Raw genomic sequence first — 19,744 nt, 5'->3', positions numbered from 1 at the left:
ACAAGGCTGCGATAATCCGGCAACTTCTCATAAAGGCACCGAACGAATGACTGCTCTTACCGGAAACGGGACCGCGCAGGCCCTGAATGACAAACTCGCCGAACTCGACCTTGCCGGCCGTCTTGCGCTGGTGGCCGGGCTGGGCGGGCGCGCCGTGTTCACCACCAGCCTCGGCATCGAGGACCAGGTGATCACCGCCGCCATCGGCACCGAACGCCTGCCGATCGACGTTTCGACGCTGGAGACCGGCCGGCTCTTCAAGGAGACCGTCGATCTCATCAGCGAGACCGAGGACCAGTACGGCATCACCATCACGCGCTATCATCCCCGTAAGGAGGATATCGACGCCTATGCCGCGCAATACGGCCTCAACGGCTTCTACGAGAGCGTCGAAGCCCGCCACGCCTGTTGTGGCGTGCGCAAGCTGAAGCCGCTTGCGCGCGCACTCGAAGGGGCATCCTTCTGGATTACCGGCCTGCGCCGCGGCCAGTCCGGCAACCGCGCCGACACGCCGTTCGCGGAGTTCGACGCGGAACGGGGTCTGATCAAGATCAACCCGCTGGCGGATTGGGATATCGAGCGCATCAACGCCTATGTGGCCGACAATGCCGTTCCGGTGAACCCGATGCACAAGCGCGGTTATCCCTCGATCGGCTGCGAGCCCTGTACGCGCGCCATCAAGCCGGGCGAACCCGAACGGGCCGGCCGCTGGTGGTGGGAAAACGACGAAAAGCGCGAATGCGGCCTGCACGTTCCCGAATCGGCACTCCCCTCCCTCGAATCGAGCGCCCTTTAAAAAACCATTCGCCTCGACAGGCACAGTTATCCGGAGTTACCCCTTTCATGTCCGATACCCGTCACGAAGCGGAAGCGAAGCACAACGCAACGCCCAAGCCCCCGCTCGATCCGCATCTGAAGGCGCTGGAAAACGAAGCGATCCACATCTTCCGCGAAGTCGCCGCCGAGTTCGAACGGCCGGTGATGCTCTACTCGATCGGCAAGGATTCCTCGGTTCTCCTGCATCTGGCGCGCAAGGCCTTCTATCCCGGCCGCGTGCCCTTCCCGCTGCTGCACGTCAACACGGGCTGGAAATTCGCCGAGATGATCACCTTCCGCGACAAGATCGTGAAGGACTACGACCTCGACCTGATCGAGCATGTCAATCCGCGCGGCGCGGCTGAGAACGTCACACCCTTCACCCATGGTTCCGCGCTCTATACGGACATCATGAAGACCGAGGCGCTGCGCCATGCGCTCGACGCCGGCAAGTTCGACGCGGCCTTCGGCGGCGCGCGGCGCGACGAGGAAGCCTCGCGCGCCAAGGAGCGCATCTACTCCTTCCGCACGCCGGATCACCGCTGGGATCCGCGCAACCAGCGCCCGGAACTGTGGAACGTCTACAACGGCATGATCCGCCAGGGCGAAAGCGTGCGCGCCTTCCCGCTGTCCAACTGGACCGAGGTCGACATCTGGCGCTACATCCAGGCCGAAGACATCCCGATCGTACCGCTCTATTTCGCGGAAAAGCGCCCCTACGTGGAGCGCGACGGCATGATGATCCTCGCCGAGGATCCGCGCCTCGAACTCTTGCCCGGCGAAGTCAAGCAGGAAGGCGTCATCCGCTTCCGCACGCTCGGCTGCTTCCCGCTGACCGGGGCGATCCGCTCGCAAGCCACGACGCTCGACGACATCATCACTGAACTGGAGACCGCCACCGTCTCCGAACGTCAGGGCCGCGCGATCGACCGCGACCAGTCCGGCTCCATGGAAAAGAAGAAACGCGAAGGGTATTTCTGAGATGACCGTTTCCGCCACTGCAACCGCCGAAGTGCTTCTCCCCGTAGAAGAGCCGGCCATTGATCAGGTTCGGGCGATCCGCGATTCCCGCCCGCTTCGCCTCATCACCTGCGGCTCGGTCGACGACGGCAAGTCGACGCTGATCGGCCGCCTGCTCTGGGACACCAAGGCCGTCAAGGAAGACCAGGCCGCGACGCTGGAGCGTGATAGTTCCGGCAAGCAGAACGACCTCGGCCTGCCCGATTTCGCTCTGCTGCTCGACGGCCTCCAGGCCGAGCGCGAACAGGGCATCACCATCGACGTCGCCTATCGCTACTTCTCGACGGACCGCCGCTCGTTCATCGTCGCCGACACGCCCGGCCACGAGCAGTACACCCGCAACATGGCGACCGGCGCTTCGACGGCCGACCTTGCCGTTCTGCTGGTCGACGCCCGTGCCGGCATCCTCGAACAGACGCGCCGCCACGCGACCATCGCCTCGCTGATGGGCATCCGGCAGTTCGTGCTCGCCGTCAACAAGATCGACCTGACCAACTACGAGCGCGCCCGTTTCGAGCAGATCACGCACGATTTCAAGGAATTCGCGCTGACGCTCGGTGTCAAGCAGATCACCGCCATTCCGATGTCGGCGCTGAAGGGCGAGAACGTCGTCTATGACGGCAGCGCCGCCATGCCCTGGTATGACGGCCCGACGCTGGTCGAGACGCTGGAGAAGGCCACCACCCGCTCGAACCAGACGGTCGGCTTCCGCCTGCCGGTGCAGCGCGTCTCCCGCCCCGGCGAAAGCTTTCGTGGCTATCAGGGCACGGTTGCCGGCGGCTCGGTGAAGCCGGGCGACAGCGTGGTCATCCTGCCCTCCGGCATGGTGGCGAACGTCACCAAGATCGTCACCTTCGACCTCGTGCGCAACGCCGCCGTCGCGGGCGATGCCATCACGCTGGTGCTCGACCGCCAGGTGGACGTTTCGCGCGGCGACATGATCGTCGCCATCGACAGCCAGCCGATGACCGGCCGCGGTTTTGACGCGCAGCTCGTCGCGCTCCAGCCCGAGGGCATCGAGCCGGGAAAACGCTACTGGCTGAAGAGCGGCTCGCGCCGCCAGCGCGTCAGCGTCGATCCGATAAGCCAGCTCGACCTCAAAACCTCGAAGTGGAGTTCGGCCGAAAAGCTTGGCATGAACGCCATCGGCAAGGTGCATCTCACCTTCGACGAACAGGCGATCTTCGACACCTACGAGCAGAACCGCACGACCGGCGCCTTCATCCTGATCGACCCCGACACCAACAACACGGTGGCCGGCGGCATGATCACCGGCCGCCGCTCGGAACTCGGCGGCATCCACAAGGACGACCAGCGCGTGCTGCTCTCCCTGCCGGCCGATCTGGCCGAAAAGATCATGGCGACAGAACTCTTCGCGGGCCGCCGTCAGGACGTGGACGTGCGCCACACCAGTGTCGGCCGGGCGGCGGAAATCCTGGCGGATCTCGACGAATAGGGTTTAGCGCTAGGCCCCTCATCCCGCTGCCGCGACCTTCTCCCCGCAAGCGGGGAGAAGGAAAGGGAGGCAAGGGTTTCCCGGACATCCATGACGGCGCGGCATATCCCTTCTTCCCGCTTGCGGGGAGAAGGTGCCGGCAGGCGGATGAGGGGCCGCGTCAGCTTCGAGAACAAAAAAGGGGCCGCTACGGCCCCTTTTTCCTGTGTCGTGCGCTCAGAAGAAGAAGTACCAGAGCAGGAGCACGACGAAGAGCGGAACGCCCATCAACCAGAGGATCAAAGCCCGAGCCATCGAAGTTTCCTTTCCCAAACCGTTGTGTTGACCGGGAAATGGCCGAGGCTGCGAATTGTTCCATCAGCGGTTGGTCAGGGACGCCCTCTCTCCTTCGGCGTTCAGCGCGTCTGCGTCTCGAGCCGGCCGGCATCCTCGTCGTTCGGTACCTGCGAAAAGTAGTTCGCGATCAGCGCGCCGGAAATATTGTGCCAGACGCTGAAGATCGCGCTCGGAACGGCAGCGACCGGCGAAAAATGCGCGTTGGCAAGCGCTGCGCCAAGGCCGCTGTTCTGCATGCCGACCTCGATGGCGATCGCCTTGCGCTTGGCGACCGAAAGCCCGGACGCGCGCGCGGCTAGGTAGCCGAGCAGATAGCCGATCCCGTTGTGCAGCACGACGACGGCGAAGATCATCAGGCCCGACGAGGCGATTGCCGCCTTGCTGGCGCCGACGACGGCAGCGACGATGAGCACGATGCCGACGACGCTGACGAGCGGCAGGGCCGGAACCGCCGCCTTTACCATGCCGGGCAGCAGCTTCTGCAGCAGGAAGCCGAGCGCGAGCGGCAGGAGAATGACCTTCACGATGCTGATGAACATGGCCATGGCATCGACCGGCAGGAACTGGCTGGCGAAGAGCCAGACGAGGAAAGGCGTGACGATCGGCGCCGCCAGCGTCGTCACGCTGGTGCAGGCGACGCTGAGCGCGACATCGCCCTTCGACAGATAGGTCATGACATTGCTGGACGTGCCGCCCGGGCAGCAGCCGACGAGGATGACGCCCGCGGCGACTTCCGGCGACATGGGGATGATCATTGTCAGGATCACGGCGACGATCGGCATGATGAGGAACTGCGCGGCCACGCCGATGCCGACATCCACCGGGCGCCTGGCGACTTCCTTGAAGTCATCCAGCGACAGCGTCAGGCCCATGCCGAACATGATGATTCCAAGCAGGGTGACGATATAGGGCGTCAGTTGCTTGAACGTATCGGGAAGGACGAAGCCGAGCACGGCGAAAAGAATGACCCAGAGGGCAAAGGTCTTTCCGACAAAGGCGGAAAGAGAGGCGATGGCTTTCACGGTTTTACTCCACGAATTGTTCTTCCGTCCGCCCTACGCCTCGGGGACGAATGTTTCAACCCGCTAAATTTACCGAAAATTACGCCTTCTCTCCTCTTCCCGACCGATTCATCTTTCCCGGAATGCCTTGGCGAAATAATCGGCGAGCGGCTTTACCAGATATTCCAGCGGCGAGCGCTCGGAGGTCTGGATGAAGGTTTCCACCGGCATGCCCGGCATGACGTGCTTGTCGCCGAGCTTGGCCATCTCGCCGCTGTCCGGCTTGATCTCCGCCTTGTAGTAGGTGGCGCCGGTGCGCTGGTCGGCGAGCACGTCGGCGGCGACCTTCGTCACATGGCCGAAGATTTCCGGCGTCGAGCGGTGATCGAAGGCGGCAAAGCGGATATGCGCCTTCTGGCCGATATGGACCTGATCGATCTGCGTCGGCGAGATCTGCGTGGTGATGATGAGGTCCTGCTCCTGCGGGATGATGTAGAGCAGCGGGTCGGCCGGGCGGATGACCGAGCGCAGCGCGTGGACCTGCATGCCGAGCACGACGCCGGCCATCGGCGCGGTGATGTCCATGCGGCTCAGCGTCTCCAGCTTGGCGTTGCGGTTTTCCTTGAGCTCGGCGACCTTCGCCTCGATCTCGCGCAGCGCTGTCGTCGCTTCCTCGCGCACCGTCGAATGGATGTTGAGGATGGCGATCTCGATCTCGGCAACGCGGCCGGCATTTTCCGCGATATTGGCGCGGGCCTGGCTGATCGTGCCGAGGATTTCCGCCTCTTCCCGCTGCAGCGCCAGCACGCGGCTGGCATTGGTCAGCGACTGGGCGAGCAGCTTGTTCTGGGCCTCCAGCTCCTTGCCGATCAGGCCGAGCTGGGTTTCCAGCGCCTTGATGCGGCTTTCCAGGCCCTCGTTCTGCTTGGCGATCTGCGCCTTCTTCTCCTGAAGCTGGCCGGCCTGCTTGCCGCGCGTTTCGGCGCGGGCAGCCATCAGCCGCTTCTGGCCGGCGACGATTTCAGCCGCCTCCGGATCGGTGGCAACGGCCTTGAGCAGTTCGGGATCGAAGCTGATCTCGGTCTTCTCGTCCTGCTCCGCCTGCAGGCGCGCCGCCGTGCCGAGCAGGCTGAAGAGCTGGCCTTCGATGACGGCAAGCTCGGAGCGGTCGAAGGTGTCGTCGAGGCGCATCAGCACGTCGCCCGCCTTCACGGCATCGCCTTCCTTGACGCGGATATCGCCAACCACACCGCCCGTCAGGTGCTGCACGATCTGGCGGTTGCTGGCGACCTCGATGATGCCGCCGGCGACGACCGCGCCGTTGATGCGCGTCAGCGCGGCCCAGGCGCCCATGCCGCCGAGCAGCACGAAGACCGTCGCATAGCCGGCGATCGCGTAACCGCGGCTGGTCCACTTCTTGTCCTTGGCGCCCGTTTCCCGAACCATGGCTTCAAAACCCTTACTTGTTGCTGCCGCCGGTGCCGGCGACGACCTGCGTGTGGTTGCGCAGATGCGCCCGCAACACGTCGTCGCGCGGGCCGAAAGCCAGGCGCTGGCCGTTTTCCATGATGAGGATGAGCTCGCACTCCTCGATCGCCGCCGGGCGATGCGCCATGATGACGACGGACTTGCCCTCCGCCTTCATGTTGCGGATGGCAAGGTTGAGCGCCATCGAGCCCTCGGCATCGAGATTGGAATTCGGCTCGTCGAGCACGACCAGCACCGGATCGCCATAGAGCGCGCGGGCGAGGCCGACGCGCTGCTTCTGGCCGCCGGAGAGACGTCCGCCCATAGCCGGCAGCTTGGTATCGTAGCCGTCGGGCAGGCGCAGGATCATGTCGTGCGCACCGGCCTTCCTGGCCGCCTCCACCACCTTGACCGGATCGGGATCGAGCGCCATGCGCGCGATGTTTTCCGCCACCGTCCCTTCGAACAGCACGACATCCTGCGGCAGGTAGCCGACATGGTCGGCAAGGCCATCCGTGCCGTACTGTTCCAGCGAGGCGCCGTCGAGGCGCACCTTGCCGGCGGCCGGCGGCCAGATGCCGGTCAGCACGCGGGCGAGCGTCGACTTGCCGGAGGCGCTCTGGCCGATGACGCCGAGCGCCTGGCCCGGATGCAGCTCCAGGTTCAGCATGCGGAGCGTTGCGACCTGCTCGCCGGGCGGCACGACCGTGACCTGCTCGACCTCGAGGACGGCGCGCGGCTTCGGCAGCGCGGTGCGCGCGTCTTCCTCCGGCACGCGCGCGAGCAGCTGGGAAAGGTTGCGCCAGCCCTGCATGGCACGCTGGATGAGCGACCACTGGCCAATCGCGCCCTCGATGGGTGCCAGTGCCCGCCCGATGATGATGGAACTTGCGATCATCGCGCCGGCAGTGATCTCGTTCTGCAGCACCAGATAGGCGCCGAGCGCGAGGATCGCCGACTGCAGGAAGACGCGGAAGGTCTTCGAGCTGATGGAATAGAAGCCGTTGCTGTCCGAATAGCGGATGTTGGCCTCGAGCGCCTTGTCGCGCAGGAGCTGCCAGCGGCCGGCCACCGCGCGGCGCATGCCGAGGGCGCGCACCGTGTCGCTCTCTTTCTGCAGCGTCTGGGTCATCTCGTCGCTGAGCCGGCCGGCGATCATCGCCCGCTCCTGGTCTTCCTTCGTGCCGTTCTGGTTGAGCCAGGTGAGCCCGACGAGAATGAGGCCGCCGACGACGCCGAGCATGCCCATCCAGGGATGGAAGGTGAAGATGACGAAGAGGAAGAAAGGCGTCCACGGAATGTCGAAGACCGTAAAGAGCGCGGGCGAGGACAGCACCTTCTGGATCGAATCGAGATCGCGCATGCCGGTGACGGTGGAAATGCCCTGGGCGTGCAGGTTCGTGCGGTCGAGCACGGCGTTGAAGACGCGCTTGTCGAAGCGGGCCTGGAAGCGGGCGCCGATGCGCGCGGCGACGCGGCTGCGGATATGGTCCAGCACGCCCATGACGAGATAGAGGCCGATGATCAGCCCCGTCAGCGCCACCAGCGTCGCTTCCGAGCGGGAGGAGAGCACCCGGTCGTAGATCTGCAGCATGAAGAGCGGCCCGGTCAGCACGAGCAGGTTCACGAAGAAGCTGAAGAGCCCTATGGCAAGGAAGCCCGCAGCGCTCGACTTCAGCGCGGCTCTGAGTTCCTCTACACCGGCCTTGCCCGATGGACGCATGACAATGTCTCTTTAAAGATCGACGCCGGAGGCTGGCCGATGGGACGACCATCATCCGGGCGGCGAAGGGCCACTCGACCGCTCCGCCGCGACAGGCCGGATGCGGGGGCCGCCCGCATCCTTGCGCGCGTCCTCGTTTGAAGACGGTATAGGGCCCGATTTATTCGCAAATCAACAGAATTCCGATGAAATGATCAAAACATAACCTGAACGGTCACGTTTCCTTGTTCCGTGTCGGCTCGTCCTGCGCATCGCTGCCAATCTCGATCTTGGCGAGAATGAAGAGAACGACGAAACACGCAACGGTCGCAACGACCGCCACGAACCAGTAGCCGAGGCCAACCGAAAGCCCGACGGCACCGGCAAGCCACATGCCCGCCCCCGTCGTCAGCCCCCTCACCTCGCCCCGCGAAAACACGATCATGCCCGCGGCCAGGAAGGCGACGCCCGAGGTGACGGCCTCGATGACGCGCAGCGGATCGATGCGCACCTGATCATCGGAAAAACCCGCCATGTGCACGCTTTCGATGGAGAGGATGGCGAAGACGCACGCGGCCAGCGCCACGAGGATATGGGTGCGCAGCCCCGCGGCGTGGGCGCGGTATTCCCGCTCCGCCCCGATCACCGCACCGAGCAGGATCGCCCCCGTCAGGCGGGCGAGGAGCACGGGATAGGGCACCGCTGTGCGCGGAAAGAGGTCGGCGATGATCTGTTCCATGGCGCGCAAACGCAAAAACCGAGCGCCGGTTCCCACCATCCACATGCCCGGAACAAAATTCCCCGGCCTTCCGGCACTTTCCCCAACAGTGCGAATTTTTTTGATATTTTGCGCTTGTCGAAACGAAAAGCCTGTTCTATAGAGGCGCCGCTGGTCACGGAGTGTAGCGCAGTCTGGTAGCGCACCACGTTCGGGACGTGGGGGTCGAGTGTTCGAATCACTCCACTCCGACCAGCTCGAACCCCCTGAAATTCAGGCGGTTCTGACATTTTCCCGAATCCCAAAAAAATCCTTCCTAAGCCCAGCAGACAGCTCGAAGCATCCCGCGCGGCTTTGCGATCTTCATCAAGATAGGATAACGGTCCGGCTTTGCGAACATTGCCCGGATTCACCTTCGAGGAAGACCATGGCCAAGAAACCCAAGCTCGAGCATTCCGAACTGTCCGGCGAATATACCGAGGACGGCGTCACGGTCCTCGTCGACATCTTCCGCCCGGCCGGAACGCAAGAGGACTGGAAGCTGGAGGTCGTCACGGAGAAGGAAGATCTCTTCGAATGGGACGAGCCCTTTGCCACGGACCGGGAAGCCTTCGACGAATTTCTCGCGACCGTCGCCCGCGACGGCATCCAGTCGTTCCTCGAAGACGACGACGTGCCGACGACGCATTGACGGCGACCGGCCAATCGCACCCTCCCCAGCGCCGAAAACACCCCACCGCGATTGCGGGCGGGGCTTTTCCGGCGACGGGCAGGCAAGGCGGGCACGAAAAGCGCACATACGACCAAATTTGTTCTTCCGCTCGTGAATAAGGCTTCTTGCATGAACGTCTTGCCGCCATAAGATGCCATGGACTCACGGCGGGGGCCGATCCGAAGCTGCAACGATGCACGCCGGCGGTGACGATACGCGCCCGAAAACGACAACACACGAACTCTGCTTGAAGGGGTACAGCAATGACGGGAACGGGCAAACTCACCAAGACAGTCACCGCGACGGGATCACAGTTCGTCGATTCCGTTCTCAGCGGCTTCGCCTGGGGCGGCACCGGCGTCACCTATGCCTTCCCCACATCGACGAGCAGCTACTCCTACAGCGGCGAGCCCGACAACAATTTCGGGGCCGTCTCGGCCATGCAGAAGAACGCCGCACTCTTCATCATGGAGAAGAGCTTCGGGGGCGGTGCGAATGACGGTTTCTCCGTCGAAGGGTTCACCAACCTGAATTTTTCTGCCGGCACGACCAGCACCGCGATCTTGCGCTTCGCCCAGTCGGACGATGCCAAACCGACCGCCCACGCCTACTACCCGGACACCGGCGCCACCGGCGGCGACATCTGGTTCAGCACGGAATATGCCGGCACCATCAACGATTACCGCACGCCGAAGGCCGGCAACTACGCCTGGCACACGCTCGTCCACGAACTCGGCCATGCGCTCGGCCTGAAGCATGCCCATGAAACCGATACGTTCGGTGCGATCCAGAGCGAATGGAACAGTCCCGAATACTCGGTGATGACCTACAACTCCTTCGTCGGCGACAATGCCAGCGGCTATCAGTACGAAGAGTTCGGCGGTCCGCAGACCTTCATGATGGCCGATATCTACGCGCTGCAGCACATGTATGGCGCGGACTACACGACGAACAAGGGCGCAACCGTCTACAAGTGGAAGCCGGGCAGCGGCGATACCTTCGTCAACGGCAAGGTCGCCATCGATGCCGGTGGCGACCGCATCTTCGCCACGGTCTGGGATGGCGGCGGCACCGACACCTACGACCTCAGCGCCTACAAGACGGGCGTCGAGATCGATCTGCGTCCTGGCGCCTATTCCATGTTCAGCAAGACCCAGCTCGGCTATCTCGGCGGCGGGCCGAACGACGGCTATGCCCGCGGCAACATCTTCAACGCGCTGCTCTTCAACGGCGACCTGCGTTCGCTCATCGAGAACGCCAAGGGCGGCTCGGGCAACGACACGATCCTCGGCAACCAGGGCAAGAACTACCTGATCGGCAATGGCGGCAGCGACACGCTCAAGGGCGCGGCCGGCAATGACAAGCTTGCCGGCGGCACGGGCAACGACACGCTGACCGGCGGCAAGGGCTCGGACATCTTCATCTTCAAGAAGGGTTACGGCCGCGACACGATCACCGACTTCAAGAACAATGTCGATGATATCGACCTGCGCTCCTACAATTTCTCCAGCGTCAACAAGGTGCTGGCCAAGGCCGATCAGGTCGGCAGCGACGTGCATATCGAGCTCGGCGGCAACGACGTCCTGATCCTCAAGAAGTTCAGCCTCAGCAATCTCGACAAGGGCGACTTCCTTCTGTGACACCCGCTGCGCGGGGGCCCGGTGCGAAACCGCCGGGTCCTCTCCGCAGGCGGTTCCCGCTGCACCGCAAACTGTTGCAAATCCGCACGTTTGAGACGTCTTCGCTGGGGACGACGGCAAAGTTGGCGCGGCGGCGATTCCCCTTTTCGGCGCGCTGCGCTATGGCGGTGCCAGGCTCACATTCACGGCCGCACCAAAGCCCCAAGGAAATGGCACCCATGAACTCCCGCATTGCAATTCTGGCAGGCGTCGCGCTTGCCCTCGCCGGATGCACCACCGTCTCAGTCGCGTCCAACCCGTTGCAGGCCCGCTGGAACGGCAAGACCGCCGGCAGCTTCTTCGCGGCCTATGGCCCGCCGATCTCCGACACGGCCGGCGCGGGCGGCACGACGCTCTACAAGTGGCGCGGCGGCTTCGTGAAGGGCAAGTCCTGCACCGTGGAGCTGGCGGTGAGCGAGGCCTACCGGATCAACACCATCCGCGCCGTCGGCGACCGCGTCGATCCGAAGGGCGGCCCGACCCATTGCGAGAAGGTTCTCGACGCGGCGTCGTAAGCGGCAGCCCGACCGACCCTCTCCAAGGCCGCGCGAAAACGCGGCCTTTTTCTTGGAGCACACCATGGACGAAGACCGCCTCTACCACGACCCGGAGCTTGCCGATTTCTACGACCTGGAAAACGGCTGGGAGCGTTCGCCGGATTTCGCCTGTTGCAAAACACTGGCGGAAGGGGCGGCGAGCGTGCTGGATCTTGGCTGCGGCACGGGCGCGCTTGCCGTTGCACTCGCCGGCGGCCGCACGGTGGTCGGTGTCGATCCGGCCCCGGCCATGCTCGCCATCGCCCGCGGCAAGCCGGGTGCCGAAGGCGTCGACTTCGTCGAGGGCGATGCGCGTACGCTGCGGCTCGGCCGCCGCTTCGCGCTGGTCGTGCTGACCGGCCATGCCTTCCAGGTCTTCCTGACGCGGGAAGATCGCGCCGCGGTCCTCGCGACCATCGCCGCGCATCTAGCGCCCGACGGCCGCTTCGTCTTCGACAGCCGCAACCCCGCCTGCCGGGAATGGGAGGAGTGGGGGCCGGAGGCGTCGATGCGCCTCGTCGATCATCCCCGCTTCGGCCCCGTCGCCGCCTGGAACGAAGTCACCCACGATGCCGCGACGGGCATCGTCACCTACGGCACCCACTACGAGATCCGCGCCACCGGAAAACGCCTCTCCGCCGCCTCCCGCATCGCCTTTCCCGAAAAGGCGGAGCTGGAGACGCTCATCGCCGGGGCAGGCCTTCGCGTGGACCGCTGGCTCGGGGACTGGGAAGGAAACGACTGGCAGCCGGGCGCACCGGAACTGATCCCGCTGGGCGGGCTTGCCTAGGCATCTTCGGTGAACATGGGTTCACCGGCAACGCTCTAGCCACCGTTCAGGACGGGATGACGGGCTGTGGGCGTTCGGAAGGCCTACGCGCGTGCCTGACAACGACGACGCCCTGCGTGGGACATGCGATGCAGGCGGCCTGTTCCAGACGCCCGCCGGGCTTTGCCGGCGGGTGTCTGCTTTCGATCAGTCCAGCAGATCGGCAGGCACCTTGCCGCCGTTTTCGGCGAGGGCCTTCAGCAAGGCCTTGTGCAGCCAGATGTTCATGCTGGCGGAATCGTTCTTGTCGCCGGTATAGCCGAGCTCGTCGGCCAGCTCCTTGCGCTCCTTGAGGCTGGCATCCATGCCGAGGGCCTTCATCATATCAACGATGGAGCGGCGCCAGTCGAGCTTCTGGCCATTCTTGGCAACGGCCGCGTCGAGGACCGCGGCGACGTCCACCGGCTGGCTCGGCGTGGCGACGGCGGGCTGGCTTCCGGTCGTTTTCGCCACCGTTTCGCTGCCGGCCGCCGGCGTGGCGGAAACATCCGCGGTTGCCGGCTTCACGGCTTCGGCCGTGATGGTTTCCGCCGGCTTTTCCTCTGCCTTGCCGAAAAGCTTTTCCTTGATGGAACTGAAGATACCCATGTCTTGCTCCCTGTTGATCTCTACCGGCTCTGACTCGGCAAGACCAACATAGAGGCGCCGCTCTTCATTTCAATGAAAGCTGCGCATGGAGAGGGAGAAACGATGCGGGTCGCCGGCCTGGCCATCACCAGTCCTGCAGCGCAGATGAATCCACGGGGAAAGCCGTGGCTGGGGCGCCAGGATTCGAACCTGGGAATGCCGGTACCAAAAACCGGTGCCTTACCGCTTGGCGACGCCCCAACACGGCGCAAGCCTGATAGCAAAGGCGGGCGGCATGGACAATGCTTAACTTCCGGTTCGGGGTGATTATTCTCCGGGCGGTACGTGCGAATGGCGACGAACTGCCGCTTGGTGCTTGGCAGGGGCGCGAGGCGGCGATAGGGTCCGGTCGAACGATCGCCTTTCCGGCGGGCGTCCGGCACCGGCCGGGCTTTCCCCGCCCTGCCCTTTCCCGTGAGGAGCCCGCCATGCCCCAGTTCCGCGCCCGTCCGCCGGCCGTACCCACCGTTCTCCTCGACGATGCCGTCGTGCGTGTCACGCGCTGGGATTTCGAACCGGGCGCCGATACCGGCCATCATGTGCACGGGCTCGGTTATGTCGTCGTGCCGATGACCGATTGCGACTTCCTGATCGAGGAGGAGACCGGCGACCGGCGGGTGCACACCAAGACGGGCGCCGTCTACCGGCGCGAGGCGGGCGTGGCACACAATGTCGTCAATGGCGGCGACGCGCCGATGAGCTTCATCGAGATCGAATACAAGTGACGACGGCAAGCGACACCGGCCGGGAAGCGCCGCGGTTCGACCTCGAATTCAAGCCCGCCCATGGCGAGGCCGTGCCCGTGGCGCCGCGCGTGCAGCGCATCACCGTCAACAATCCGGGCCCCTTCACCTTCCACGGCACCAACAGCTACATCGTCGGCGACCGCTCGGTGGCGGTGATCGACCCCGGCCCCGAGGACGAAGCGCATTTTGCGGCGCTGATGCGGGCACTCGCCGGGCGCGACGTGACCCACATCGCCGTCAGCCATACGCACCGCGACCACTCGCCGCTCGCCCGCCGGCTGAAGGCGGAGACGGGCGCGATCATCGTCGCGGAAGGGCCGCACCGCGCCGCACGGCCGCTGCATGCCGGCGAGAGCAATCCCTTTGCGGAAAGCGCGGACGTGGACTTCGTGCCCGATATCGCGCTTGGCCATGGCGAGAGCGTGGCGGGCGACGGCTGGGCGCTGACGGCACTGCTCACCCCCGGCCATACCGCCAACCATGCCGCCTTCGCGCTCGACGGGCCCGATGGCATCGTCTTTTCCGCCGACCATGTCATGGCCTGGGCGACCACCATCGTGGCGCCGCCGGATGGCGCCATGGCGGACTACATGGCCTCGCTCGAACGGCTTCTGGAGCGCGACGACCGGCTCTACCTGCCCGGCCATGGCGGCCCCGTCACCGAGCCGGCGGCCTTTCTGCGTGGGCTGAGGACCCACCGGCGCATGCGCGAGCGGGCCGTGCGCGAGCGTGTGCGCGCCGGAGACCGGCTGATTGCGGACATGGTGAAGGTGATCTACCGCGAAACGGATCCGCGCCTGCATGGCGCGGCGGCACTTTCCGTGCTGGCGCACTTGGAGGACCTCGTCGCGCGCGGCGAGGTGGTAACGGAACGCCCGCCCGCGCTGAAGGGGCTCTATTTCCCCGCCCCCGGCCTCTGAGGTTTTCGACACAGCGGCGGATCGAAGGGCCTCAGTCGCCGGCAATGCCCAGGAGTTCGGCGTCGAGCGCCTTCAGGTAGCCTTCGACCAGTTCCGCGCCAATGCCGAGATCGTGCGGGCCGTAACGCGAGGCGGCGCGCATGTCGACGAGCGTCGTCTCCGCCTCCTCGCGCAGGCGGATGACAAGATCGAAGCGGAAGCCGAAGACCGGCGAGCGCCACTCCCCCTGCAGGAGAACGTCGCCGGGACCGCCGATGCGGGGAAGAAGCGGCGTATCCAGCGGGCGCGCCTCGGGGATCGGCACGTCACCCAGCGCTTCCTGGCTCTTGACCACCTTGGCCGGATCGACGACGAGGTCTTCGAGGTCGGCGAGGATGTTGTCGAGCCCGTCCTCGGCGGTGATGGTGATGCCATAGGCGGCGGCGACCTTGCGCACCCCCTGGTAGACACGGTCGAGCGCGCCGTCGTAACGGCGGCCCGAAAGGCCGGGATAGGCCTCGAGCTGCACCGCGCGGTCGCGCGGGCCGACCGGGCCGATGCGCGGCAGCCAGTCCTGCTCGGCGGCGGGCTCGGCAAGCCAGGGCGGGGCGGTGGCCGTATCCGTCGTCACGTCGTAGAGCGCCGGCTTGTAGAAATAGGCATAGGCGGCAGCACCGGTGAAACCGAGCGGCAGCAGGCAGAGCAGCAGCGCCATCAGCGCCGCCTTGCCGCCGCGCGCGCCGACATGCCAGAGCTGCGCGAGACCGATCGCCGCCAGCAGCATGGCAAGGACGGCCATGGCGGCGGAAAAGCCGGCCAGCGCCAGGAAGTGCGGCGTGGTGAGCGGGCCGAAACGATGCGACAGCACGACGGCGACGAACAGCAGACAGGAAAACAGCGCCATGCGCCGCGCCCAGTGCGCCGCATGCGAAACGGGCCGTTCGTACTGGATCGTGATTGCCATGGCCTCACCGGATGCGCGCGCGGCGCTCGCTGCCGCGTCCTTTTCCTACTGCAAATTTGCCGAAACCGGAATCGATTTAAGACATTGCGGCGTACCGTTCAGGTTCTACGGAAACCTGAAGCGCCGCCCACAGCGCCATGCGACCTCCTGGCCGGGGACAACATGCGGCAGAGCGGCAAAAATCCTTGCGTGCCGCAAATTCGCCACGCTCGTTAACGACGGTTTACGAACGGGGGTAGACCAAGGAGCAAGATGATGTTGCCGACGCAGACGGCCGCCGACACCGCTATCACCGCGCCCACGGGCGAACCCGCCCTCCCCCTGGAGCTTCTGGAGCTCGAACTCTCGCTCGACGGCTTTTCCGGCGACGAGGCTGGCTTTGCCGAGGCCGTGCGCACCGCCGCCGGCCAACTGGGCGGTGACTTCCTTTTCGACCTGCCCGCCTCCGGCCTTGCCGAGGATTGCCGGCGCATCGCCGCGCTGCGCGTGCCGCAGGGCGAGGGTGGCGCGCTCGCCGTGGTCTTCGCGCTGCTCGATGCGGAGGGGACCGCCATTCGCGTGGAGGCGCCCGACGAGACGACGAAGGACCTCAAGCGATTCGCCGATGCCTTCGTGGATGTGCTGCAACGCATCTAGGTACAAGGCCGCGACCGGGTCGCCACTGCGCTTCGGGATCCTGATTGCACGACTGCCATTGCCGCAAGGCGGCTGCACCCTCGTGCACGGCCGGCTTTGGGACGGCCCCGGCGCCCTCCGCCCGGGTGGAGATTGCCGGAAGCCCTTGCCGCGGCGCGCCGACGGGCCTATCCATGGCGCGCAACAGTTCGCCGGAGCCCGCATGCCCAAGATGCTTCTTAGTTTCGCCGCCCTCGCCGCCACCGCCCTTTTCCTCGCCGGCTGCCAGACGGCTGCCGAAGTGCGCGCCAATGACGAGGCCAAGTGCCGGTCCTACGGTTTTCGCCCGGGCACGGACGCCTTTGCCGAATGCCTGCAGCGTATCGAACTCGACCGTCGCGCGGACTTCCGCGCGGCGCGCCTGCAATCGCCGATGTGGGACCGGCCGACCTATATCTATGTGCCCGTTCGGCGGCGCTAGAGCCTTTCCAGCCGAAGCGAGACACAGCACAGCGGTCGTCAGGCCTTGCCGTTGAACGCCGCCTGCGCTGCGGCAAGCCGGGCGATCGGCACGCGGAAGGGCGAACAGGAGACATAGTCGAGCCCGGCCTCCTCGCAGAAATGGATCGAGGCCGGGTCGCCGCCATGCTCACCGCAGATGCCGAGCTTCAGGTCGTTGCGCGTGCTCCGGCCGCGCTCGGCGGCGATGCGGATGAGTTCGCCCACCCCGTCGAAATCAAGCTGCACGAACGGGTCCTGCTCGACGATGCCCTTCTGGATATAGGTCGACAGGAACGCCGAGGCGTCGTCGCGTGAAATGCCGAAGGTCGTCTGCGTCAGGTCGTTGGTGCCGAAGGAGAAGAACTCGGCCGATTCGGCGATGACATGGGCGCGAAGGGCGGCGCGCGGCAGCTCGATCATCGTCCCGACGAGATAGTCGATGGCGACGCCGGTTTCCGCGATCACCGCCTTGGCGACCGCCTCGATGCGGGCCTTGACGTAATCCAGCTCCGCCTTGAGGCCGACGAGCGGCACCATGATCTCCGGCTCGACGGCCGCACCGGTCGTCTTGGCCGCCTCCGCGGCGGCCTCGAAGATGGCGCGCGCCTGCATCTCGGCAATCTCCGGATAGGAGATGGCAAGGCGGCAGCCGCGATGGCCGAGCATGGGATTGAACTCGTGCAGCGTATCGACGCGCCGGCGCAGCGCCGCCTCCTCGATGGCAAGGGCGGTCGCCACTTCGGCGATCTCCTCGTCGCTCTTCGGCAGGAACTCGTGCAACGGCGGATCGAGCAGGCGGATCGTCACCGGCAGACCGTGCATGATCTCGAACAGTTCAGCGAAATCGGAGCGCTGCATGGGCAGGAGTTTCGCCAGCGAGGCGCGGCGACCGGCTTCATCCTCGGCGAGAATCATCTCGCGCATCACATTGATGCGGCTGCCTTCGAAGAACATGTGCTCGGTGCGGCAGAGGCCGATGCCCTCCGCGCCGAAGGAGCGCGCCGCGCGGGCATCCGCCGGCGTCTCGGCATTGGTGCGCACCTTCATGCGGCGTGTGCGGTCGGCCCACTCCATAATGCGGCCGAAATCGCCCGACAGTTCCGGCTGGAGCATGGGGATCTCGCCCTTCAGCACCTGGCCGGAGGAGCCATCGATGGTGATGACGTCGCCCTTCTTCAGCGTCACGCCATGGGCGACGAGAAGCTCGTTGCGCAGATCGACGCGCAGCGTGCCCGCGCCGGACACGCACGGCGTGCCCATGCCGCGGGCGACGACGGCTGCATGGCTGGTCATGCCGCCGCGGGTGGTCAGGATGCCTTCGGCGGCATGCATGCCGTGAATGTCTTCCGGGCTCGTCTCGATGCGCACGAGAATGACCCTGCGGCCCTCCTCCTGCGCCGCGACGGCGTCTTCCGAGGTGAAGACGATCGCGCCGGTCGCCGCGCCCGGCGAAGCCGGCAGGCCGGAGCCGATGACGTCGCGCCGTGCGCGCGGATCGATGGTCGGGTGCAGAAGCTGGTCGAGCGAGGCGGGATCGATGCGCGCGACGGCTTCGCCCTCGCTGATCAGGCCTTCCGTCGCCATGTCGACGGCGATCTTCAGCGCGGCCTTTGCCGTGCGCTTGCCCGAGCGGGTCTGCAGCATCCAGAGCTTGCCGCGCTCGATGGTGAATTCGAGGTCCTGCATGTCGCGGTAATGCCGCTCCAGCCGGTCGCAGATGCCGCGGAACTCGGCAAAAGCCTCCGGCATCAGCTTTTCAAGCGACGGACGGTCGGAGCCGGAGGCGATGCGCGCCTCCTCGGTGATGTTCTGCGGCGTGCGGATGCCGGCGACGACATCCTCGCCCTGGGCATTGACGAGGAATTCGCCGTAGAGCTTGTTCTCGCCCGTCGAGGGGTTGCGCGTGAAGGCGACGCCCGTGGCGGAGGAATTGCCGAGATTGCCGAAGACCATGGCCTGAACATTCACGGCCGTGCCCCAGACGGCGGGAATGTTGTGCAGTGTGCGATAGGTCACCGCGCGCGCGTTCATCCAGCTCGCGAAGACGGCGCCGATCGCGCCCCAAAGCTGGACTTCCGGATCCTGCGGGAACGCTTCGCCCAGCTCCTCCTCGATCGTCTCCTTGTAGCGGGCGATAACGTGCTGCCATTCGACGGCCGAGAGCTCGGTATCCTGTTCGTGCCCGAGCCGGCCCTTCTCGTCCTCCAGGATCTCCTCGAAGACCTCGTGGTCGAGCCCCATGACAACGTCGCCATACATCTGGATGAACCGGCGGTAGCTGTCCCAGGCAAAACGCGCATCGCCGGCATCATGGCCAAGCGCCTCCACCGTGCGGTCGTTGAGACCGAGGTTGAGGACCGTGTCCATCATGCCCGGCATGGAGGCGCGCGCACCGGAGCGCACGGAAAGCAGCAACGGCTTCGTCATGTCGCCGAAGAGGCGGCCGGTGATGCCCTCCATCTGGCGAAGCGCGGTGCGGACCTGGTCCTTCAGATCGTCCGGCAGCCGGCGGCCGTTGTCGTAGTAGTGGTTGCAGGCGGAGGTGACGATGGTGAGCCCGGGCGGCACCGGCAGGCCGAGATTGCACATTTCGGCGAGGTTCGCGCCCTTGCCACCGAGCGTGTTGCGATCGCCCGCGCTGCCTTCGGCGCGGCCTCCCCCAAAGGTATAGACCCACTTGTTCATGCACGCCTCCCCATATGCGTCCTGACAATCTACATGAACTGCATCTTGTTGAAAACGCGGCATGACGCGTTTTTTGTTGCAACGCATCAAATTTGCGACGGCAATGCAACATTACGAGAGCCAAATAAAAGCCGTGCCCCAGCGGGAACACGGCCTTGAGCAATTCCAACAAAGAACCGGGGCGCCTTTGCCGGAACTGCGGCGAAAGAACTGCGGGAGTGTTTTCGCATCTCGAAGACGGCGGACAAGCCCCGGTGAAAAAACGGCTTCAATTCCCCTCGATGGAAAGCCCCTGCTGGTCCAGACGGATCTCGACGCCGTCAGGCTTCTTCTCCTGCTGCCAGGCATAATAGGAAAACCCGGCCACCACGACGACGAGGGCGCCGATGATCATGTAAAGTGCGTCTCTGCTCACGTTTGATCCCCAATTGCACA

19 protein-coding genes and 2 tRNA genes are annotated in these 19,744 nt (G+C 65.2%); 12 read left to right on the top strand and 9 right to left on the bottom strand.

What is annotated here, in order from left to right; genetic code table 11:
• Window positions 1-46: 46 nt before the first annotated feature.
• Genes P9A16_RS08800 through cysN form a run of 3 tightly spaced genes read left to right on the top strand, consistent with a single transcriptional unit; the run spans window position 47 to window position 3,292 of the window.
• Window positions 47-796, top strand: coding sequence for a phosphoadenylyl-sulfate reductase (locus P9A16_RS08800; protein ID WP_023514419.1), 750 nt, complete (start codon window positions 47-49; stop codon window positions 794-796).
• 47 nt (window positions 797-843) lie between these two features.
• The gene (gene cysD, locus P9A16_RS08795) at window positions 844-1,797 is read left to right on the top strand and encodes a sulfate adenylyltransferase subunit CysD (protein ID WP_023514418.1); all 954 of its coding nucleotides are present in this window, start codon (window positions 844-846) and stop codon (window positions 1,795-1,797) included.
• A gap of 1 nt (window position 1,798) precedes the next feature.
• Window positions 1,799-3,292, top strand: coding sequence for a sulfate adenylyltransferase subunit CysN (gene cysN, locus P9A16_RS08790; RefSeq protein WP_023514417.1), 1,494 nt, complete (start codon window positions 1,799-1,801; stop codon window positions 3,290-3,292).
• A gap of 395 nt (window positions 3,293-3,687) precedes the next feature.
• Here cysN and P9A16_RS08785 read toward each other — a convergent pair whose 3' ends face one another.
• From P9A16_RS08785 to P9A16_RS08770, 4 genes are all read right to left on the bottom strand, one after another.
• Window positions 3,688-4,650: a bile acid:sodium symporter family protein gene (locus tag P9A16_RS08785; protein ID WP_024271218.1), complete on the bottom strand. Its 963-nt coding sequence runs from the start codon at window positions 4,648-4,650 to the stop codon at window positions 3,688-3,690.
• A gap of 108 nt (window positions 4,651-4,758) precedes the next feature.
• Window positions 4,759-6,075 (bottom strand): HlyD family type I secretion periplasmic adaptor subunit, encoded by a 1,317-nt coding sequence (locus tag P9A16_RS08780; RefSeq protein ID WP_023517090.1) that lies wholly within the window; start codon window positions 6,073-6,075, stop codon window positions 4,759-4,761.
• A gap of 13 nt (window positions 6,076-6,088) precedes the next feature.
• On the bottom strand, window positions 6,089-7,819 hold the full coding sequence (locus P9A16_RS08775) for a type I secretion system permease/ATPase (RefSeq protein ID WP_023517089.1): 1,731 nt from the start codon (window positions 7,817-7,819) through the stop codon (window positions 6,089-6,091).
• 214 nt (window positions 7,820-8,033) lie between these two features.
• The gene (locus tag P9A16_RS08770) at window positions 8,034-8,537 is read right to left on the bottom strand and encodes an MgtC/SapB family protein (protein WP_037408655.1); all 504 of its coding nucleotides are present in this window, start codon (window positions 8,535-8,537) and stop codon (window positions 8,034-8,036) included.
• Between the two features lie 157 nt (window positions 8,538-8,694).
• Here P9A16_RS08770 and P9A16_RS08765 point away from each other — a divergent pair.
• From P9A16_RS08765 to P9A16_RS08745, 5 genes are all read left to right on the top strand, one after another.
• A tRNA-Pro gene (locus P9A16_RS08765) sits at window positions 8,695-8,771 on the top strand.
• 172 nt (window positions 8,772-8,943) lie between these two features.
• Window positions 8,944-9,207 carry a hypothetical protein gene (locus P9A16_RS08760; RefSeq protein ID WP_023514766.1) on the top strand — a complete coding sequence of 88 codons (264 nt, stop codon included), beginning with the start codon at window positions 8,944-8,946 and terminating at the stop codon, window positions 9,205-9,207.
• 284 nt (window positions 9,208-9,491) lie between these two features.
• On the top strand, window positions 9,492-10,868 hold the full coding sequence (locus P9A16_RS08755; protein ID WP_023514765.1) for a M10 family metallopeptidase: 1,377 nt from the start codon (window positions 9,492-9,494) through the stop codon (window positions 10,866-10,868).
• Between the two features lie 218 nt (window positions 10,869-11,086).
• The gene (locus P9A16_RS08750; RefSeq protein WP_023514764.1) at window positions 11,087-11,422 is read left to right on the top strand and encodes a hypothetical protein; all 336 of its coding nucleotides are present in this window, start codon (window positions 11,087-11,089) and stop codon (window positions 11,420-11,422) included.
• Between the two features lie 64 nt (window positions 11,423-11,486).
• Complete coding sequence (locus tag P9A16_RS08745) at window positions 11,487-12,233, top strand: class I SAM-dependent methyltransferase (RefSeq protein WP_278025648.1); 747 nt, start codon at window positions 11,487-11,489, stop codon at window positions 12,231-12,233.
• Window positions 12,234-12,419: 186 nt separating this feature from the next.
• On the opposite strand, the gene P9A16_RS08740 is transcribed toward P9A16_RS08745, so the two are convergent.
• Both P9A16_RS08740 and P9A16_RS08735 read right to left on the bottom strand, forming a co-directional pair.
• On the bottom strand, window positions 12,420-12,860 hold the full coding sequence (locus tag P9A16_RS08740) for a DUF3597 domain-containing protein (RefSeq protein WP_024271220.1): 441 nt from the start codon (window positions 12,858-12,860) through the stop codon (window positions 12,420-12,422).
• A 165-nt stretch (window positions 12,861-13,025) separates the two neighbouring features.
• Window positions 13,026-13,100, bottom strand: a tRNA-Gln gene (locus P9A16_RS08735).
• 227 nt (window positions 13,101-13,327) lie between these two features.
• Between P9A16_RS08735 and P9A16_RS08730 the strand changes: the two genes are divergently transcribed.
• A complete protein-coding gene (locus P9A16_RS08730) occupies window positions 13,328-13,624 on the top strand; it encodes a cupin domain-containing protein (protein ID WP_023517389.1) in 297 nt (98 codons plus the stop codon).
• A complete protein-coding gene (locus tag P9A16_RS08725) occupies window positions 13,621-14,565 on the top strand; it encodes an MBL fold metallo-hydrolase (RefSeq protein ID WP_023517388.1) in 945 nt (314 codons plus the stop codon). Before P9A16_RS08730 ends, P9A16_RS08725 begins: the two co-directional genes overlap by 4 nt.
• A gap of 31 nt (window positions 14,566-14,596) precedes the next feature.
• Here P9A16_RS08725 and P9A16_RS08720 read toward each other — a convergent pair whose 3' ends face one another.
• The gene (locus tag P9A16_RS08720; RefSeq protein ID WP_037408671.1) at window positions 14,597-15,502 is read right to left on the bottom strand and encodes a DUF1499 domain-containing protein; all 906 of its coding nucleotides are present in this window, start codon (window positions 15,500-15,502) and stop codon (window positions 14,597-14,599) included.
• 258 nt (window positions 15,503-15,760) lie between these two features.
• Between P9A16_RS08720 and P9A16_RS08715 the strand changes: the two genes are divergently transcribed.
• Both P9A16_RS08715 and P9A16_RS08710 read left to right on the top strand, forming a co-directional pair.
• Window positions 15,761-16,144, top strand: a complete 384-nt coding sequence (locus P9A16_RS08715; protein WP_088016479.1) for a hypothetical protein — start codon at window positions 15,761-15,763, stop codon at window positions 16,142-16,144.
• Between the two features lie 202 nt (window positions 16,145-16,346).
• Entirely contained in the window at window positions 16,347-16,604 is a 258-nt protein-coding gene (locus tag P9A16_RS08710) for a hypothetical protein (RefSeq protein WP_443021637.1), read from the top strand.
• A gap of 38 nt (window positions 16,605-16,642) precedes the next feature.
• Here P9A16_RS08710 and ppdK read toward each other — a convergent pair whose 3' ends face one another.
• Both ppdK and P9A16_RS08700 read right to left on the bottom strand, forming a co-directional pair.
• Window positions 16,643-19,309, bottom strand: a complete 2,667-nt coding sequence (gene ppdK / locus P9A16_RS08705) for a pyruvate, phosphate dikinase (protein ID WP_023516955.1) — start codon at window positions 19,307-19,309, stop codon at window positions 16,643-16,645.
• A gap of 268 nt (window positions 19,310-19,577) precedes the next feature.
• Window positions 19,578-19,724 carry a hypothetical protein gene (locus tag P9A16_RS08700; protein ID WP_037408656.1) on the bottom strand — a complete coding sequence of 49 codons (147 nt, stop codon included), beginning with the start codon at window positions 19,722-19,724 and terminating at the stop codon, window positions 19,578-19,580.
• Window positions 19,725-19,744 lie beyond the last annotated feature (20 nt).

It is taken from the genome of Shinella sp. 838 (assembly GCF_029623935.1).
Taxonomy (GTDB): domain Bacteria; phylum Pseudomonadota; class Alphaproteobacteria; order Rhizobiales; family Rhizobiaceae; genus Shinella.
The sequence above is the reverse complement of the archived record's forward strand: the minus strand, read 5'-3'. Positions and strand labels throughout refer to the sequence as shown.

Bases quoted from the DNA above. Each gene is read 5' to 3' on its own strand.
- P9A16_RS08750 (WP_023514764.1), top strand. From the start codon at position 11,087: ATGAACTCCCGCATTGCAATTCTGGCAGGCGTCGCGCTTGCCCTCGCC.
- P9A16_RS08800 (WP_023514419.1), top strand. From the start codon at position 47: ATGACTGCTCTTACCGGAAACGGGACCGCGCAGGCCCTGAATGACAAA.
- P9A16_RS08770 (WP_037408655.1), bottom strand. From the start codon at position 8,537: ATGGAACAGATCATCGCCGACCTCTTTCCGCGCACAGCGGTGCCCTAT.
- ppdK (WP_023516955.1), bottom strand. From the start codon at position 19,309: ATGAACAAGTGGGTCTATACCTTTGGGGGAGGCCGCGCCGAAGGCAGC.
- P9A16_RS08760 (WP_023514766.1), top strand. From the start codon at position 8,944: ATGGCCAAGAAACCCAAGCTCGAGCATTCCGAACTGTCCGGCGAATAT.
- P9A16_RS08755 (WP_023514765.1), top strand. From the start codon at position 9,492: ATGACGGGAACGGGCAAACTCACCAAGACAGTCACCGCGACGGGATCA.
- P9A16_RS08745 (WP_278025648.1), top strand. From the start codon at position 11,487: ATGGACGAAGACCGCCTCTACCACGACCCGGAGCTTGCCGATTTCTAC.
- P9A16_RS08775 (WP_023517089.1), bottom strand. From the start codon at position 7,819: ATGCGTCCATCGGGCAAGGCCGGTGTAGAGGAACTCAGAGCCGCGCTG.
- P9A16_RS08730 (WP_023517389.1), top strand. From the start codon at position 13,328: ATGCCCCAGTTCCGCGCCCGTCCGCCGGCCGTACCCACCGTTCTCCTC.
- P9A16_RS08740 (WP_024271220.1), bottom strand. From the start codon at position 12,860: ATGGGTATCTTCAGTTCCATCAAGGAAAAGCTTTTCGGCAAGGCAGAG.
- P9A16_RS08710 (WP_443021637.1), top strand. From the start codon at position 16,347: ATGCCCAAGATGCTTCTTAGTTTCGCCGCCCTCGCCGCCACCGCCCTT.
- cysN (WP_023514417.1), top strand. From the start codon at position 1,799: ATGACCGTTTCCGCCACTGCAACCGCCGAAGTGCTTCTCCCCGTAGAA.
- P9A16_RS08715 (WP_088016479.1), top strand. From the start codon at position 15,761: ATGATGTTGCCGACGCAGACGGCCGCCGACACCGCTATCACCGCGCCC.
- P9A16_RS08780 (WP_023517090.1), bottom strand. From the start codon at position 6,075: ATGGTTCGGGAAACGGGCGCCAAGGACAAGAAGTGGACCAGCCGCGGT.
- cysD (WP_023514418.1), top strand. From the start codon at position 844: ATGTCCGATACCCGTCACGAAGCGGAAGCGAAGCACAACGCAACGCCC.